Annotated in this window: 15 protein-coding genes; 6 read left to right on the plus strand and 9 right to left on the minus strand. The window is 52.3% G+C overall.

Annotated elements, in window-relative coordinates; all coding sequences use genetic code 11:
- Positions 1–112 precede the first annotated feature (112 nt).
- A complete protein-coding gene (locus I9W95_RS09450) occupies positions 113–940 on the minus strand; it encodes an HDOD domain-containing protein (protein ID WP_225674206.1) in 828 nt (275 codons plus the stop codon).
- Positions 941–1,118: 178 nt separating this feature from the next.
- Between I9W95_RS09450 and I9W95_RS09455 the strand changes: the two genes are divergently transcribed.
- The gene (locus tag I9W95_RS09455; protein ID WP_225674207.1) at positions 1,119–2,003 is read left to right on the plus strand and encodes an NAD(P)-dependent oxidoreductase; all 885 of its coding nucleotides are present in this window, start codon (positions 1,119–1,121) and stop codon (positions 2,001–2,003) included.
- Positions 2,000–2,794, plus strand: a complete 795-nt coding sequence (locus tag I9W95_RS09460; protein WP_225674209.1) for a hydroxypyruvate isomerase family protein — start codon at positions 2,000–2,002, stop codon at positions 2,792–2,794. Before I9W95_RS09455 ends, I9W95_RS09460 begins: the two co-directional genes overlap by 4 nt.
- On the opposite strand, the gene I9W95_RS18390 is transcribed toward I9W95_RS09460, so the two are convergent.
- Both I9W95_RS18390 and I9W95_RS09470 read right to left on the minus strand, forming a co-directional pair.
- On the minus strand, positions 2,795–3,418 hold the full coding sequence (locus I9W95_RS18390) for a DUF1289 domain-containing protein (RefSeq protein WP_263866160.1): 624 nt from the start codon (positions 3,416–3,418) through the stop codon (positions 2,795–2,797). It abuts the gene before it with no gap.
- A gap of 117 nt (positions 3,419–3,535) precedes the next feature.
- A complete protein-coding gene (locus tag I9W95_RS09470; RefSeq protein WP_225674211.1) occupies positions 3,536–3,745 on the minus strand; it encodes a cold-shock protein in 210 nt (69 codons plus the stop codon).
- Positions 3,746–4,084: 339 nt separating this feature from the next.
- On the opposite strand from I9W95_RS09470, the gene I9W95_RS09475 reads away from it, so the two are divergent.
- Positions 4,085–4,984, plus strand: a complete 900-nt coding sequence (locus I9W95_RS09475) for a class I SAM-dependent methyltransferase (protein ID WP_225674213.1) — start codon at positions 4,085–4,087, stop codon at positions 4,982–4,984.
- 17 nt (positions 4,985–5,001) lie between these two features.
- Here the strand turns inward: I9W95_RS09475 and gloA are convergent, their stop codons facing one another.
- From gloA to I9W95_RS09500, 5 genes are all read right to left on the minus strand, one after another.
- The gene (gloA, locus tag I9W95_RS09480) at positions 5,002–5,403 is read right to left on the minus strand and encodes a lactoylglutathione lyase (RefSeq protein ID WP_225674215.1); all 402 of its coding nucleotides are present in this window, start codon (positions 5,401–5,403) and stop codon (positions 5,002–5,004) included.
- A gap of 10 nt (positions 5,404–5,413) precedes the next feature.
- The gene (nth, locus tag I9W95_RS09485) at positions 5,414–6,049 is read right to left on the minus strand and encodes an endonuclease III (protein WP_225674217.1); all 636 of its coding nucleotides are present in this window, start codon (positions 6,047–6,049) and stop codon (positions 5,414–5,416) included.
- Positions 6,050–6,082: 33 nt separating this feature from the next.
- On the minus strand, positions 6,083–7,306 hold the full coding sequence (locus tag I9W95_RS18505; protein WP_225674219.1) for a GGDEF domain-containing protein: 1,224 nt from the start codon (positions 7,304–7,306) through the stop codon (positions 6,083–6,085).
- A gap of 186 nt (positions 7,307–7,492) precedes the next feature.
- Positions 7,493–8,524 (minus strand): 2,3,4,5-tetrahydropyridine-2,6-dicarboxylate N-succinyltransferase, encoded by a 1,032-nt coding sequence (gene dapD, locus I9W95_RS09495; RefSeq protein ID WP_225674222.1) that lies wholly within the window; start codon positions 8,522–8,524, stop codon positions 7,493–7,495.
- A gap of 58 nt (positions 8,525–8,582) precedes the next feature.
- Positions 8,583–8,930 carry an ArsC family reductase gene (locus I9W95_RS09500; RefSeq protein ID WP_225674224.1) on the minus strand — a complete coding sequence of 116 codons (348 nt, stop codon included), beginning with the start codon at positions 8,928–8,930 and terminating at the stop codon, positions 8,583–8,585.
- Positions 8,931–9,076: 146 nt separating this feature from the next.
- Between I9W95_RS09500 and I9W95_RS09505 the strand changes: the two genes are divergently transcribed.
- The 3 genes from I9W95_RS09505 (at position 9,077) to I9W95_RS09515 (ending at position 16,980) form a co-directional block, all read left to right on the plus strand.
- Positions 9,077–13,954: a PAS domain S-box protein gene (locus tag I9W95_RS09505; RefSeq protein WP_225674226.1), complete on the plus strand. Its 4,878-nt coding sequence runs from the start codon at positions 9,077–9,079 to the stop codon at positions 13,952–13,954.
- On the plus strand, positions 13,941–14,888 hold the full coding sequence (locus tag I9W95_RS09510) for a diguanylate cyclase domain-containing protein (RefSeq protein ID WP_225674228.1): 948 nt from the start codon (positions 13,941–13,943) through the stop codon (positions 14,886–14,888). Before I9W95_RS09505 ends, I9W95_RS09510 begins: the two co-directional genes overlap by 14 nt.
- 97 nt (positions 14,889–14,985) lie before the next feature.
- Positions 14,986–16,980, plus strand: coding sequence for a methyl-accepting chemotaxis protein (locus I9W95_RS09515; RefSeq protein WP_225674230.1), 1,995 nt, complete (start codon positions 14,986–14,988; stop codon positions 16,978–16,980).
- Here I9W95_RS09515 and I9W95_RS09520 read toward each other — a convergent pair.
- Positions 16,977–17,669, minus strand: a complete 693-nt coding sequence (locus tag I9W95_RS09520; protein ID WP_318653606.1) for an alpha/beta hydrolase — start codon at positions 17,667–17,669, stop codon at positions 16,977–16,979. The two genes, I9W95_RS09515 and I9W95_RS09520, sit on opposite strands and share 4 nt — an antisense overlap.
- Between the last annotated feature and the right edge of the window lie 15 nt (positions 17,670–17,684).

The raw sequence follows: 17,684 nt of genomic DNA on the forward strand, positions 1-17,684 counted from the left end.
TTCCCCTGGGAGGCAGCAGGCATTGCGGATTTAAAAGTCGTTTATAGAAAACCGATATCTTTAAAACTGTGGGACAGCAGTGCCCCGAGGGGCCTTTTTACTTTGTGGGAGTTTACTCCAGCAGGCCTTCCAGCCCTGAACTCAGGTCATTAGAGTCGGCGAGGTCAGCGTAAGCCTTGTCGCAGTTCATACCAATGGCATCGGCAACTGCTTTCGGGAATTTCGCCAGAATAGCTTCTTCATCCAGACCATCTTTGTGGGCCTTATTCAGATACTGGGCAATGTGCAGAATACCGGCCAGAGCTGAGTAGGTACGATCCAGATCCGGATTGTTCTGCTCCAGTATCGCTTGCTGCATTTCTGCCGGGAATTTCCAGCGCTTGGCCAGTTCTGCACCAACATCGGCCGAGGTAAAGCCCAGCTGTCCGCGCTCCAGAGTGTGGCGTGTGCCACCCATGCTCAGCGCTTCATCGATATGACGTGCTTCTTTGGGCATTACCATGCGAATCAGCAGTTCACCAACAGAATGCAGCATGCCGCAGGTAAAGGCTGTTTCCCGGTCACAACCGTCGACATAGTTGGCCAGCCATTTGGACAGCGCCCCGACCGCGAATGAGTCGCGCCAGAAGGTTTTCATATCAAAGTTGTCTGGTGCCTTGAACGCTGAGGTCATACCAGACGCCAGAACCATTGTTCGCAGGGTATTAAAACCCAGCAACATAATGGCATCATGGGGGTTGGCGATGGTGCGGGATACTCCGTAGTGAGCGGAGTTCGCCAGACGCAGAACTTTGGCAGTCAGCGACTGATCCAGTGCAACTTTGCTGCTCAGCTCATCGACATCAACGTCCTCATTGCGGAAGCTTTCTATCAGTTCCTGAACAACGCGTGGAATGTGAGGCAGTTGCTGGGTTTCTGCAAAGATGGTGGCCATGCTCATAGTTATACTTCCTTTGGTTTCACTACTACTGAGCATAGGCGAGGTTTTTAAAAGCGTGTAACTGCGACTTGCCTGTTTCTTGTAACGGTGTGAATTCGCTAACTGATAAATATGTCGTATCAGTCATTTATCTGACGTAAGTCTTTGATATTATTGTGCATCTTTAAGAGGAATGGTTATGCAGCAACCACGTATTGGTTTTGCGGGTATGGGCCTGATGGGGGTACCCATGTCCTTACGTCTGCTGGAAGCTGGTTTTCAGGTAACGGTGTGGAATCGGAACCCTGATAAAACAGCTGTGCCGGCAGCGAATGGTGCGCGGGTTGCAGACAGCATTCAGACGCTGGTCGCCGATAGCGACATTCTGATGACCTGCGTGACGGACACGGCCGCCGTTGAAGCCATTGTTTTTGGTCCTGAGGGTATTGCTGAATACGCTAATAAAGATCAGGTGCTGGTGGACTTTTCCAGTATTGATCCGGCAGAGACCCGCACTATGGCAGCAAAGCTGGCGAGTATGTGTGGAATGGTCTGGATCGACTCCCCGGTGTCCGGTGGAGTTGCTGGCGCCGAGCAGGGGACTCTGGCGATTATGGCCGGTGGCCCGGAAGCAGTTATCGACGGGTTGCGTTCGGTATTGGCGCCTTTGTCTCAGCGTGTCACTCGCATGGGGGATGTTGGTGCCGGTCAGGTAACCAAAATCTGCAACCAGATGATTGTCAGCTGTAATGTGCTGGTAATGGCGGAGGTGATGGCTCTGGCAGAAAAGTCAGGCGTTGATGCAGCCGCTATCCCTCAGGCGCTGAAAGGTGGCTTTGCCGATTCAATTCCATTGCAGCTAACCGGGCCACGTATGGCAGAACGCGACTTTGACCCGGTGAAGTGGCACGTAAAAACGTTGCTTAAAGACCTGGATATGGCCAATGATCTGGCCAGAACAATGAGAAGTGCCATTCCAATGGCCGGACTGGGTGCAGAGCTTATGCGAATGCACGCCAGCCAGGGTAATGCAGAGCGGGATCCCTGCACCCTGGTGACTATGTATACGGAGAAATCAGGGTGAAACTCACCGCTAATCTGTCATTGATGTACACCGAATTGCCGTTTCTTAAGCGTTTTAAAGCTGCGCACGACGACGGTTTTTCTGCGGTCGAGATTCAGTTTCCTTACGACACTCCGATCAGTGATATTCAGCAGGCGCTGAAAGAGAATAATCTCAGTTGTGTGCTGATCAACGTACCTGCCGGTGATCTGATGCAGGGGGGCGAAGGCCTGGCTGCGGTACCAGGTAAAGCCGCTGAATATGCGGCGGCCATGGTTGAATGCCTGGCGTATGCGCGGGCGCTGAAAGTATCTTGCGTGAATGTTCTGCCGGGCCGTTGCAGCGATGAAAACAAACGGGTTTTCTATCTGGATACCTTCAAGAAGAATCTGGTGAAGACGGCAGACAATCTGGCTCCGTTTGGTATTACGACGACCTTTGAAGCGATTAATACCCGCGATATGCCGGACTTCCTGATTTCAACAGCCGATCAGATGCTGGCTATTGTCGATGAACTCAAGCATCCGGCAATTAAGGCGCAATTTGATGTTTATCATATGGCGTTGATGGGGTGTCAGATCTGTAGTTTTATCGATGAGAATGCCGATAAAATCGGACATATCCAGTTTGCTGATATTCCTCAGCGGGGTGAACCGGGCTCAGGAACGCTGGATTTCACTACTATCTTCCGCTGTATTGAGACGTCGGGATATCGTGGCTGGGTTGGCGCAGAGTACAAGCCTACCCGCCGAACGTCCATGACCATGCAGTGGAAGCGTGATCTTGCTGCTAACGTTGCACTGTGTTCGTGATCAGCTGAACATATCGATCTGATTGTCGTCAGCTTTCTTTCTGGTACGTGGTGATTTACTGCGTGCCGCTTTCCCTTCAGCCTGTTTATCATTACGGGCTTGTGTTGCATCCTCAGTAAACAGCGTGCTCTGGTCAGGCTGAGGCGGGCTTAGCTCTTCGGTCTCGCTGGCTGACACCTGCGTTTCACTTGCCACCAGGCTCGGTGACTCTGATGCGGGCATACGGTCAGATTGTACTGGTTCGTCGATGTTCTGATCTGTGGTGTCGGTAAACAGTGAGGCTGTTGCAGCTTCTGCCTGTATCTCTGTTGCGGGTGTTTCGCCGCTAACGGTGGCTTCGACAGCAGTTTCAGGGGGAAGCGGCAGGGCATCGAACATGTCGAACTGCGGAGGCAGAGCATCTTCGTCTTCGTGATGGGGGTGAGGATTGCGGGCGGCGAGTACCTTGAGGCGACGCTTCTCACACAGATTGATAATCAGCTGGCGCTGAAAGTCACTGAACTTCAGCCAATTGAGGCGCTCTTCGCGCGAACGGAAACAGCCTTTGCAATAACCACGGTTATTGAGCTCGCAGATGCGTCTGCAAGGGCTGGGGATATCAAACAGCTCACCCTGATCAATCATGCAACAACGATTCCTTCATGTTCCTGTTAGCAGAGTATCAGGTTCACGCGGGGGAGCAATCAGCAGAGGGGAGAAACAAAACAGCCCGCGAAGCGGGCTGTAATGTTCAGAGACTGATCAGACTGGAGTTACGTTCTCAGCCTGAGGACCTTTCTGGCCCTGAGTCACTTCCATGGTCACTTTCTGGCCTTCAGCCAGAGTACGACGACCATTGCCATTGATAGCACTGAAGTGAACGAAAACGTCTTTGCCGGATTCTTGCTCAATGAAACCGAAACCTTTTTCGTCATTGAACCACTTAACGGTGCCCTGAATTAAATTTGCCATGCTTACTTTCCTGAGTAGTGCGCCGGTGTTCCGGCCTTTCATTACAACTGGCATTACTGTCGATATTGGCTGGCTGGCCATCATGCAATCAATAAATGCCCCTATCGACCAGTAACTTTCATATCCTTCAATATGCAGGCACTCGCCAATATGCCTGCATTAGTACAGACTGGAATCATAGTATCTCACTTATCCCAAGCAACCAAGCATCTGCAAGCCCCTTTTTAAATTATTTTTTTATTACGAAAACCGCATGACTACGGGGCCTGAGCCACTCTGGCTGCCAGAGACTGGTGCCATTTGGTAAACTATGTCGTTCTGATTTGCCTGGGGACTCCCGTGTTTCAAAATATCCGCCTGCCTGTGGGGCAGGAAGCGCAGCGTCTGTTTCATGGTCGCGGGCATGCCTGGCCCGGTTTTGAGCATGTTTCAATTGACTGGTACAACACGCTGGCACTGGTCACGCTGTTCCGTGAGAGTCCGCAGGAATGGCTGGGAGAGCTGTGTCAGTGGTTGCAAGCCGAAGCGGGTGCTGGCTCGGTGGTGGTGCAGTATCGCTGCCGTCCGGGAGCGCCTTTTGAGACTCTGGCCGGTGAGTGTCCTGACTTCATGGCAATTGAAGAGGCTGGACTTAAATATGGTCTGTATCTCAATCGGTCTCAGAATACCGGACTATTTCTTGATATGGCTAATGGCCGACGCTGGGTTCAGGCCCATGCCAGCGGTCGCCGGGTGCTGAATCTGTTTGCCTATACCTGTGCATTCTCTGTGGCAGCCATCGCAGGCGGTGCCAGTAAAGTCGTCAATGTAGATATGAGTCGTGCTGCACTGAGCAATGGCCGGGAAAACCACCGTCTTAACGGCCATGATCTGGCGAAGGTTGCTTTTGAGGGGGTGGACATTTTCCGCTCCTTCGGACGTCTGAAGAAGCATGGTCCTTATGAGTTGCTGATTTCCGATCCACCGAGTTTCCAGAAGGGCAGCGTGGATATTCGCAAAGACTATGCGAAGCTACTGCGCCGAATCCCGGAACTGGTAGTACCCGGTGGTGATTTGTTGTTGTGCCTGAATGCACCTGAGCTGGATGAGCACTTTCTACAGCAACAGGTGGCAGAGTTTGCGCCAGACTGTGTTCTGGTGGAGCGCATTCATGCACCTGAGGTGTTTATTGAAGCGCAGGCTGGCAAAGGTCTGAAGGTGTTTCACTACCGTTACCAGCCAGAAGCAGGGGATCAGTAAAGACTCTGCAGCTTCAATTACAGCTCGTAGTTGTAGGCACGCTTTTCGATCAGCTCGATTTTGTAGCCGTCCGGATCTTCGACAAAGGCAATCACGGTTGTACCGCCTTTCACCGGACCGGCTTCTCTGACCACCTTGCCACCGTTCTGGCGGATGGTTTCACAAGCTGCGGCGGCATCGTCTACTTCAATGGCAATATGGCCATAGGCGCTGCCCAGCTCGTATTCGCTGACGCCCCAGTTGTAGGTCAGCTCCAGTACGGTACCTTCGTTCTCATCCTGATAACCGATAAACGCCAGGGTATATCTGTACTCCTCGTTGTCGTGCTTGCGCAGCAGCTTCATACCCATCACCTGGGTGTAGAACCGAATGGAGCGATCCATATCGCCCACACGCAGCATAGTGTGCAGTAGTCTCATAAGACGGACCTCAGTCGGATGTTTTTTGTTTGAACTCACACAGATCTTCGATGATGCAGGCACCGCATTTGGGTTTACGCGCCACGCAGACGTAGCGGCCATGCAGAATCAGCCAGTGGTGTGCATCCATCAGAAACTCTTTCGGCACCAGGCGCATCAGTCGGGCTTCAACTTCATCAACGTCTTTGCCGGGGGCAATTTTCGTACGATTGGATACGCGAAAAATATGCGTATCAACCGCCATGGCCAGCTGTTTAAAGGCTGTGTTCAGTACCACGTTGGCCGTTTTACGCCCAACTCCGGGCAGTGCCACCAGATCATCGCGGTTATCGGGAACTTCACCGCCGTGCCGCTCCAGTAACAGCTCAGCCATTTTGATAACGTTTTTCGCTTTGCTGTTAAACAGTCCGATGGTTTTGATGTATTCCTTCAGGCCTTCTTCGCCCAGCGCGACCATCTGAGCCGGCGTATTGGCCACCGGAAACAGTTTTCGCGTCGCTTTGTTCACGCTTACGTCCGTGGCCTGAGCCGATAAGGCCACGGCAACCAGCAGTTCGTAGGGCGAAGAGTATTCCAGCTCGGTTTCCGGGTTCGGATTCTGTTCCCGCAGACGGGCAAAAATTTCGGTACGTTTTTCTTTGTTCATAGTCAGCGCTGACTGGCGGCGTTTAAAGCACCATCATACCGCATCTTCGACCCTGTTTCGGCCATTCTGCTTGGCTTTGTACAGCGCGTTGTCTGCCCGTTTCATCAGTGCCTCTATGCTTTCACCAGACTCTCGTCGTGCGGCTCCAAAGCTCATGGTCACATTCAGGGTTCGCGCTTTGCTTTTCTGACCACGCTGTTTTTTACCATCCTTGCTGCTCGCCGGACGCTGATTCGTGTCGCGTAGTGTCAGCTGATAGCTGGCAATGCGCTCGCGGGTGGCTTCTATAAAGGGGCGGGTTTCAACCAACTCGGCGGATGGGAACAGCAGCGTGAATTCTTCGCCACCATAACGGTAGGCCCGACCGCCACCGCTGGTTTTTTCCAGTTGAGCGGCTACAAGGCGAAGCACATCGTCACCCACATCGTGACCGTGGGTATCGTTGAATTTCTTGAAGTGATCGATATCCGCCATAACAAGAATATAACGACCATGGCGGTGTTTCAGGTCATTCATCAGTGCCCGCCGTCCGGGAAGTCCTGTTAATTCATCAATGAATGCGAGTTGGTGGTTACTGACCAATAATGTGGCGAATAGCAACAGCAGAGATGTGCTGGCAGTCAGTGCCGAAACCTGCTGGCTGGCAAACAGGTAAAACATGCCTGCGTGCAGAACAATAACGGTGATAAAGGCCAGCGGAATATCCGCTTTGCGCGGCAGACGATTAGCGCACAGGGCAACGGCAATACTGAATGACAGCCAGGCAGGCAGAGGTAACAAACCTCCGACACCGGCTGCGCGGAATGACTCACTCCATTGTAAAACGGCGGGATACAGACTGGTTAGCGTCAGTCCGTAGATCAGCAAAAGCTGTAAAGCCAGCGCCAGAGGAAACATCATTCCGGCCAGAGACAGAGGTCTGCGCTCCGGCAAGAAACGCACGACCACCGCGTTTAAAGGCCACAGCAGGGTGAGCCAGAAGAAAACCCACCAACGCTCAGAATGTTCCAGACTGGCCTGAAGCTCAAACTGGATCAGCGCATAGGTCGCCATCACCAGCAGGGCCATTTGTCCCAGGCGTCCCTGATTAAATACCTGGGCGAGTACCAGTAATAAAGTGCCCAGCAGATAGGGCAGAACACTGATCAGTGTCTGGTAGTCCTCAGTCCAGAGCCCTGTGAGTGGCGCTAGCCACCAGACGGAAGTCAGGGCAATTGCTGGAAATAAAAGAGCTCTTAACAGGGATAATGTCGGCACGTCGGGCGTATTCCGTTTCAGTCAGACAGATGCATCAGCATCAGACGAAGTTACAGAAACTATAGACCTTATTAACAGACAGCACTGAAACAATATGTTGCCCAATGTTGTCGCTGTTAACGGTTGAATGCGCAATAAAAAACGGGGCACATGGCCCCGTTTTTACAAGCTGTTCTGCAAGCAGAATCAGTTGTTAGCGTGCAGTTCTTCGTTCAGCTGGATTGCGCTTTTGTTGGTTACGCACTGAACAGCACCGGTGATGGAGTCACGACGGAACAGCAGGTCAGATTTGCCCGCCAGGTCACGACCTTTAACGGTCTCTACCACGTTCTTCTGGTCGTCCAGAACCTGAATCTTGGTACCTGCCGTTACGTACAGGCCCGCTTCTACGGTGCAACGGTCACCCAGTGGGATACCAATACCAGCGTTGGCGCCCAGCAGACATTTCTCACCGACAGAAATAATGATGTTACCGCCGCCAGACAGGGTACCCATAGTCGAGCAGCCGCCACCCAGGTCAGAACCATCACCCACCACAACACCTGCAGAGATACGGCCTTCAACCATAGAAACGCCCATAGTACCGGCGTTAAAGTTAACGAAGCCTTCGTGCATGATGGTGGTGCCTTCACCAATGTAAGCGCCCAGGCGTACACGTGCGGTGTGGGCAATACGTACACCGGCTGGTACTACGTAGTCGGTCATGCGTGGGAACTTATCCACGCTGTTTACGCTCAGCAGTTCGCCGTTGAGGCGCGCTTCCAGCTGTGCCTGTGGCAGCTCTGCCAGGTCGATAGCGCCTTTGTTGGTCCAGGCTACGTTTGGCAGCAGGCCAAAGATACCCGCCAGGTTCAGACCGTGCGGCTTAACCAGACGATGAGACAGCAGGTGCAGCTTGAGGTAAACCTCAGGGGTTGAAGAAGACTGTTCGTCGCTTTCCAGAACGGTAACAACCACTGGTTTCTGGCTTTCGGTACAGGCACGGGCCAGAGCTGCCTGCTGTGGAGCAGCTGCTTCGATGGCATCGGCAAAGGCGTTAAGCTCACCACCATCGACGGTCAGAGCAGCGTTGCCGCCTTCGTAACCCAGTGCTGATTTTGCTGCTTCTACCAGCTCAGACGCAGGGTTCAGCAGTGGCTGCTGGTAGTAAACTTCCAGCCAGTCGCCGTTGGAGTTTTTGGTGCCAACACCAATGGCCAGTGCAAATGCATTACTCATGGTCAGTCCTCTGTTTTGCGCCGTGGCGCAGGGCTAATAGTTTGAAACGATTTAAAGCTTATTTAAGGTTCAGGGCAGCGTAATCGTCAGCTTTGAATCCCAGAACCTTCTGGGTTTGTGTGTCCAGTAGCGGACGCTTGATGATGGATGGATTGTCCAGCATCAGTTCGCGGGCGGAATCAGCATTGATTGTATCCCTGATTTCGTCCGCCACTTTACGCCAGGTGGTACCACGCTTGTTCAGCAGTGCTTCCCAGCCAAGGTCGGCGATAAAGGTATCGAGCAACTCTGCAGACAGGCCATCCTTCCTGTAGTCATGAAACTGATAATCGATACCCTCTGCTTCCAGCCATTGTCTGGCTTTCTTGATGGTGTCGCAGTTTTTGATGCCGTACATGGTGATCATGATGGGAATGTCTCTGTCGCTGCTGATTTCGGAGGGCGGATGATACCAGAACCCCGGTACTTGATCAGCCTCTGGAGACCCTGCGCTTATCGTCTACGCTAAGAGGGTACTGCAGGCAGAATTGGCCGGAAGATCGGGGAGGGTAGATGAAGGCCCGCTTGACTATATCGAAGCACTTGAGCTGGCCTTTGTTGTTGCTGGCCGCTGGCATCATGCTGTCTGCACTGGTGGCGCTGGAGGTGGAGCGTCATAACCGCAGTTACATGCACCGAATGCTGCAAACAGAAGCTGCTGAGATTACGCATCTCATCAGTCAGCGTATTGAGCTGTACCAGTACGGCTTACGCGGCATGCGGGGGGCTATTCTGACAGCAGGCAACCGCCTGAATCGTCGGCGGGTGGAGGGCTACAGCGCTACCCGGGATGTTGATACCGAGTTTCCCGGGGCACGTGGCTTTGGCTATATTCGCCGGGTTAATGCAGCGGATGAAGCCAGCTTTATTGCATCCGCCCGCGCTGATGGCTGGCCGGAATTCACCATCCGTCAGCTCTCTCCTCACGATGGTGAACGTTTTGTTATCCAATACATAGAACCTGTTGGGCGTAATCTTCAGGCCGTTGGTCTTGATATCGCTTCCGAAAAGAATCGTCGGGAAGCCGCCTGGTCTTCGCTCGAAAGTGGTGAGGTTCGCCTGACGGCTCCCATTACTCTGGTACAGGCAACCGGTAAGCCCTTGCAGTCGTTTCTGATACTGATGCCGGTATATGCCTCGGTTACGACACCGGATACACCAGAACAGCGTATCAAACAGGGTATTGGCTGGAGCTATGCACCACTGATTACCGAAGAGATTCTGCAAGGGCTTGACCTTAGCAGCCATCATCTGGGAATACAGCTGGCAGATATTGGTGGTGATGGAATATCGGAGGTTTTTTATCGCCAGCAATGGTTGCAGGACGACAGCAGAATCACTCTGGCTATAGACCGCGAAGTGTTCGGACGTCAGTGGCAAGTAACTTATCAGGTAACCCCGGCGTTTAAGCAAGGATTGCATCTGATATCTCCGCTTTATGCATTTGCGATTGGTATCGTTATTTCTTTTCTGCTGAGTGCTGCTTTTCTTCTGTGGCGTCAGAGCCGTCTGCGAGGTTACGAATTACGGGCCCAGCAAGCGCACCTGGCAGCCATCGTTGAAAGCTCCTCCGATGGCATTATCAGTCGCGACTGTCATGGCAATATTGTCAGCTGGAACCGTGCTGCCGAGCAAATGTTTGGTGTTAAAGAAGAGGTAGCTATCGGACAGCCGGTGCAGCATCTGATCATTCCGGAAAACTGTGACGAAGAAGACCGTAACCTGTGTGCCATTGCTGGTCAGGGAAAAGTACCCCCATCACTGGAAACAGTACGGCAACGGGCGGATGGCAAACAGGTCGATGTTGCTATTTCTTATGCGCTTATGCGTAACAGTCGAAATGAAGTTGTGGGGCTTTCGGAAAGTATCCGGGATATATCGCAGCAAAAGGAATATCAGCAAAGTCTTATCGAACTGAACGCGAACCTGGAAAAACAGGTGGAGCAGCGTGCAGGTGAAGCGCAGCGTCTGGCGCGTTTGCTGAAAAATGTTCTCGATTCTGCCTCCGAGGTTTCCATCATAGCTACCGATAAAGACGGTAAGGTGACGCTGTTTAATCGTGGTGCTGAGCGAATGCTGGGCTATTCGGCGGCCGAATTTGTTGGTGTGCAATCACCAGCTATTTTGCACGATCCTGCCGAGGTTGAACTGCGTTCTCAGCAGCTTGAGGAGGAGTTTGGCGGCGATATTAAAGGCTTCCGGGTATTTGTCCATCTCACTGAGCTCGACGGAACGGATACCCGGGAGTGGACCTACATCCGTAAGGACGGGCAGCGACTGCAGGTCAGTTTATCAGCAACCACTTTGCGAGATGATGACGGAACGATCGTCGGTTATCTGGGTATTGCTGTTGATGTAACAGAGCGTAAGGCAGCGAAGTTAGAATTAGAAAAAAGCCTGTCGACTACTCAGGCAATTCTCGATACTGCTGTTAATCCGATTATTACCATCGATGCCATGGGTATCATCCGCTCCTTTAATCCGGCAGGCGAACATGTTTTTGGCTACACCGTGGAAGAAGTCGTCGGCCAGAATGTTTCGTTGCTAATGCCAGAACCATTTGCCGGCCGCCACGATCTCTATATGCAGCGTTTTCGTGATATGGCAATTCCACGCATGATTGGTATTAACCGCGCTATTCAGGCAAAACGCAAAGACGGCTCGGTGTTTCCTGTGCAGATCAGTCTCGGAGAAATGTCGGTTGCTGGCGAGCGGCTGGTGGTAGGCATTCTGACTGATATTTCAGAGCAGAGAGCACAAACCGATGCTCTCGGCGCGGCGATGGCCCAGCTTTCTATGGCGGCGGAAGTTGCAGAGCTTGGTGTCTGGTCATGGACACCGGATGACAACCAGTTGCAATGGAACGACACAATGTTCCATATGTATCACCAGCCGGTTTCTTTGCGTGAGGAAGGCCTGACGTATCATCACTGGCGCATGCGCATTCATCCGGAAGACAGGGAGCGTACAGAGCAGGCACTCTCAGTGGCGATGAAAGGAGAAGGGGACTATAAGCCTGTTTTCAGAATCATATGGCCGGACGGTGAGATTCGTTACATGCAGGGCGGAGCGCAGGTGGAAATGGACGAGGATGGCCATGTTTACCGAGTAACGGGCATTAACCGCGACATTACCGAACAACTTTTGTATGAAGAGCGCTTGCGTGATGCGAAAGAAGCCGCTGATGCCGCGAATGCGGCGAAGTCTTCTTTCCTGGCCAATATGAGTCACGAAATCCGCACGCCAATGAATGCCGTACTGGGAATGCTTAAACTGGTATCACATACCAGCCTGACCGAACGACAGCGCGATTATGTGAATAAATCGCAGAGTGCTGCTGAGTCCCTGTTAAGTTTGCTGAACGATATTCTCGATTACTCAAAAATCGAAGCGGGCAAATTGCACATGGATATTCATACCTTCAGTCTTGATGAAGTGATGCGCAGCCTGGCGGTCGTACTGTCGGGCAATCTTGGCAGTAAACCAATAGAAGTACTGTTTGATATCGGCTCTGATGTACCCGATTACATGCGCGGTGACAGTAAACGCTTGCTGCAGATATTGATTAACCTCGCGGGTAACGCGATTAAATTTACCCAGCAGGGGTACGTTGTTATTTATGTGCACTGTACATCGCTCAGCGAAGATCAGGTGCAGCTGGATATTGGTGTCAGAGATACCGGTGTTGGTATCTCTGAGGAAAATCAGCAGAAAATATTTGAAGGTTTTACTCAGGCCGAAGTCACCACCAGTCGCAGCTTTGGCGGAACCGGGCTGGGGCTGGTGATCAGCAAGCGCCTGGTTAATCTTATGGAAGGCGAACTGCAGCTGGATAGTACCGAAGGCAGCGGCAGTCACTTCTGGTTTTCAGTCGCATTTCCTCTGGCTGATCGTCATACAGATCGGGATACTTATCAGGAAGATCTCAATGTTCTTCTGGTGGAAGACCATCCGCTGGCGGCAGAGCTGATGACCCGGGATGCAGAGTCGCTTGGCTGGTCTGTAAGGCACTGTGTCTCTGCTGCCGAAGCCATGGCGGCATTGCAGCAAGCCAGCAGAGATGAGCAACCGTTTCAGCTGGCATTGATTGACTGGTACCTGCCGGACCTGAACGGCATTGATCTGGCAGAACAAATTCGCATCAACGGTGAGAAAAATGTTCCGCCGGTCATTCTGATCAGTGCTCATGGACGTGAATCACTGGCAGATTACCTGAATACCGACAACCCTCCCTTCCGCGATTTCCTCAGCAAGCCGGTTACGCAACGGCAATTGGCAGAAGTTGCATACCGTGCCATTCATGAGCCTGATCAGCATGCTAAGGCACTGATAGCCCCTAATCTGGAGCAACGTCTCACCGGTATGTCTATCCTTGTGGTTGAAGACAATGAAACCAATCGTGAAATTGCCTATGAACTGTTAAGCGGCGAAGGCGCTGTGGTTGATCTTGCGGAAGGGGGGATGCAGGGCGTGGATATGGTGACAGCAATGGGCAAACAGTACGAAGTAGTCATCATGGATATGCAGATGCCCGATATCGACGGCCTTGAAGCTACGCGGAGAATCCGCAGCGATGGACGTTTTGATCAGCTGCCGATACTGGCGATGACAGCGAACGTCAGTTTGGCAGACAAGGAAGCCTGCCTGCAGGCTGGAATGAACGACCATGTGGGAAAACCAATCAATCTTGATGAGCTGGTCCAAGCCATACGCAGCCTGACCGGGAAGTCAGATACCGGCGCCGGGCTGACGGCTACTTCCGAAGCGGAACTGATCTCTGGTTGTGATGATCTGCTTGAAAGCCCGCAGTCGCTGCTTTCCCGTTTTGCTGGCAATCTGGCGCTACTGAAGAAAATGACTGACCGTTTTGGCGGTGATATCCATGAAATGCTGAATGAGCTTGAGCGACACTGGCGACAACAACAATGGCAGGCGAGTGGTGCAACGCTGCACACTCTGAAAGGCACCTCTGCGACCATGGGTGCATGTCGGTTGTCTGCCCGCTGTGCTGAGCTGGAGAAGCAATTTAAAGCCGGAGCAGAAGAGGCTTTGTGTGAGCAATGGACAGAACTGCTACAGGAACTACGGCAACTTACAGATGAATCCGTCAGTCAATTGTCCGCTTTGGTCGCATCAATGACAGATCCGTCTGCTAATGTGGAATCAACCGATTTAAGTGCAGATCAGTGGCATGAAAAACTAACGGAATTGGCGGAGCTTCTGCAAAGCAACAATATGTCGGCGGTCGAATATGCTGAAGGCCTGCCCGTACACAGTTACCCGGGTAATCAGGCAGCATTGAAAGAAATGATTGATTCCGTGTCTGTGCTGAACTTTGCCGATGCTGCAAAAATTCTTGAACGTCTCGGAGGCCGTCATGACCTCGACTAAAACCTTACAACAGCTGATACCGGGACTTACAAGAAAACCACGTCTGATGGTCGTGGACGACCAGACAGTTATGATTCGTATCATGCATGAGATATTTAAAGAAGACTTTGAAGTCTTTATGGCGACCAGTGGAAAACAGGCACTTGAGATGTGTTTGTCGCAGCCACCGGACATCATGTTACTGGATGTTATGATGCCTGATATGGATGGTTACGAAGTCTGCCAAATACTGAAGAGCAGCAGTCAGTACGGTGAATTTCCGGTTATTTTTGTCACCGCACAAAACGATACGTTGGATGAAGTAAAAGCGTTTGAGCTGGGTGCCGTTGATTTCATTAATAAGCCTATCAAACCTGTGCTGGTGAAAGCCCGGGTACGCGCTCATGTTACGGTTAAGCTGCAAAGCGATTTATTGCGCTCATACGCTATCTCGGATGGACTGACGGGGGTGCCCAATCGCCGTTATTTCGACGATCAGATGCAATTGCAATGGCGTCAGGGAATGCGCGAGAAGAGGCCTTTGTCCGTCATACTTATCGATATCGACTTTTTTAAGCAATATAACGATCACTACGGGCACATCGCCGGTGATGATGCGCTGAAATCAGTCGCTAAGGCGTTAAGTGACATGGCTAAGCGTCCCCTGGACAGCCTTTGTCGCTATGGCGGGGAAGAGTTTGTTTGCCTGTTGCCAGCAACCGACCTTAAGGGGGCCGAACTGATTGCTCAGCGTATGGTGGACGCAGTTCAGACACTGGCTATTGAGCATTCGCAATCACAGGTTGCAAAACACCTTACCGTCAGTGCTGGTATAGCCTGCGTGTTGCCTTCCCATCAGTTTTCCGCTGAAGACCTGCTGGCCGCGGCAGATAAGCAGCTCTACAGCAGCAAGGGGCAGGGTCGTAACAGGATCAGCTGCGAGATGCTGAGCTAGCATCGGCTAGCTCCGAATAACGCGAGAGCAAGTCAGAAGCTGCAATCCTGAAAATATCACCTAGGCTGAATGTTCGGATGGTATTAGGGAGAGTGCCATGGCAATTCTCAATTCTATGGGGATCCGGCAAAAACTGTTGTTGCTGATCGTTCCCCCGATTCTTCTCGCTCTGGTGCTGGAAGGACAGCGTCTGTCGCAATTAATCTCTGGCAAGAAAGAGCTGCAGGACGTTCAGATTCTGGTGGAGTTCACCTCGTTGAACAGTGCGCTGGCGCATGAGCTGCAGAAAGAGCGGGGAATGTCGGCGGGTTTCCTCGGTAGTGGCGGCAAAAAATTTGCAGATCGGTTACCACAGCAGCGACAACAGGCGGATCAATTCCGCCAGCAGTGGTCCCGTGCGGTAAAAGAAACCACGGAACTGAGTCGCTACGCGAAAGTCGCCGCGGGTAATGAGGAGATTGCCAGGCGGCTGCAGCAACTGGATTCCATTCGTCAGCAGGTGTCGTCACAGCAGGCAAAACTGGCGGATGTTCTGGCATTTTATACCGGCACTATAGACTACCTGCTGGCGGTTCCCGCAGTGGCCACGTATTACACTCAGAATGGCAATGCCATTCGTCGTCTTCAGGCTTACTACAGTTTTCTCCAGGCAAAGGAAAAATCAGGCATTGAACGCGCGGTGCTGAGCAACGTGTTCGCACGGGATGAAATGCCGGCAGCGTTACGAAGTCGATTTGTCAGCCTGATTACCGCTCAGAATGAGCATTTTCGCACTTTCAGTCGCCTCGCTGAGCCTGCAGTTCTGCAGGCGTATGAATCGTTTCTGCAGTCCGATGCCGTGCGCGAGGTCTCCCGTCTGAGAACGGTAGCGGAAAGTGCTGATAGTGGGTTCGGGGTTGATTCTGCACTCTGGTTTAAGGCCGCGACCGAGCGTATTGATGGCCTGAAGGCACTGGAAGATACGCAGGACAAAGCATTGCGCGGCTACGTTGATGATGAACTCAGTCAGATGTCTGGTGAAATCTGGTTCAGCGCATCCATCGCACTCGCTATTTTCGCTGCCACGTTGCTGCTGGTCAGCCATGTTTCTCTGTGTATTTATCGGCAGATTCGTGACCTTCGTGTTGGCCTTATGGCGGCTGCGCACGATCTTAAACTCGGCAGGAAAGTAAAGATCACCCTGGGGGATGAACTCGGTGAGGCTGCCAATGCAGCAAATCTGATGATGTCGAATATCAGTGATATGGTGACGCAGATCCGCCGCATTGGTGATCAGCTCGGTCTGATCTCTATTCAGAATCACGTCACGATTTCACTCAGTTCCAAAGGGATGGTTCTGCAGCAGGACGAAACCGCGAAGGTGGTTACCGCGGTGGGGCAGCAGGAGATTGCCACAGGGGAAATTGCTTCCAGTATGCAGAAAGTGGCGGATCAGACGGAATCGGCGGCACGTGTTTCCTCTGACAGCGGCCAGGCTGTGCAGCGTAGCGCCCGCATGATTGCTCAACTGGACGAACAAATGATGCAGGTGGCTGACGTCATTCGTGATCTGCACAACAGCAGCGATGCCATCGGAGGCGTGCTCTCGGTGATTAAGAATATTGCCGAGCAAACCAACCTGCTGGCACTCAATGCAGCGATTGAAGCTGCTCGTGCGGGGGAGCAAGGCAGGGGCTTTGCCGTTGTTGCCGATGAAGTTCGCACCCTGGCACAGAAAACACAGGATTCTACCTCTGAAATCGAGTCAATCATTGGCCGCTTCCAGCAGGAATCCCGTAAGGCATTCGAAGCAGTAGAGTCATCGCAGAAATCAGTAGAAGAAACCGTGTCACTGGCCAACGGTCTGACGACAGAGCTGGGCCATATTGAAGAAGCTGTATCGGTTATTCGTGATATGACTGATCAGGTAGCGGCTGCTGCAGAAGAGCATGTGGCAACCAACAAAGAGGTTTCCGGCAGTATTCGCAGTATTTACAAAATCGCTGAACATACGGTGGCAACTGCCAACTTTATGACCAAAACCGCCCGTGAGCAGAGGGAACTGGCCAGGGCATTGCAAGACCTGACCAGTCGCTTTGACACCTCGGATTAACGGAAAACAGGGGCGCAGAACTGCGCAATGTCGTTAATCTCGTCCAGGCAGACCTCGTGATCCATTGCGTAGGTCTGCCACTGCGGGTGTAAACCCGCAGCCTGCAATATGCCCTGTGCCTGCAATCCCAGTTCTACCGGGACGACGTTGTCCTGATGCCCGTGGGCCTGAAAGATCGGTAGGTTCGCGTTAGCGGCGGCAACATCAAAAGGTCTTGCCTGATAGGTCGACAGGCAAATCAGAGCACCCAGTGTATGCGGGCAGGTTAGCGCCGCTTCCATTGCAACCGCTCCTCCCTGAGAAAAACCCGCAATGACTATGTGTTCTGAGCGTATGCCCTCGGCGATCAACTGGTCGATCAGCATATGAATACGCGTTACTGACGCGGCAAACGACGTCTGTTCAATCACCCGTTGGGGAGTAGCGCCGAGAATGTCATACCAGGCTGGCATAGCCATGCCGCCGTTGATGGTGACCGGCATGTTGTCAGCCTGTGGGAATATTCCATACAAAGGTGTTTTAAGCATGCTGACGAGGTGCTGAAAAACCGGCACAAAATCGTCCGCACTGGCACCCAGGCCATGCAGCCATATCATGGCACCTGTTGCTGGAGCAGAAGGGGCTAGCGTGATTTGCTGGGGTGTTTGTTGCAGCTTGTATGACACGGTGATATCCGGCGGGAAAAACACCAGTATAAGGGCTCC

The organism is Thalassolituus marinus, assembly GCF_020320395.1.
Classification (GTDB): domain Bacteria; phylum Pseudomonadota; class Gammaproteobacteria; order Pseudomonadales; family Oceanobacteraceae; genus Venatoribacter; species Venatoribacter marinus.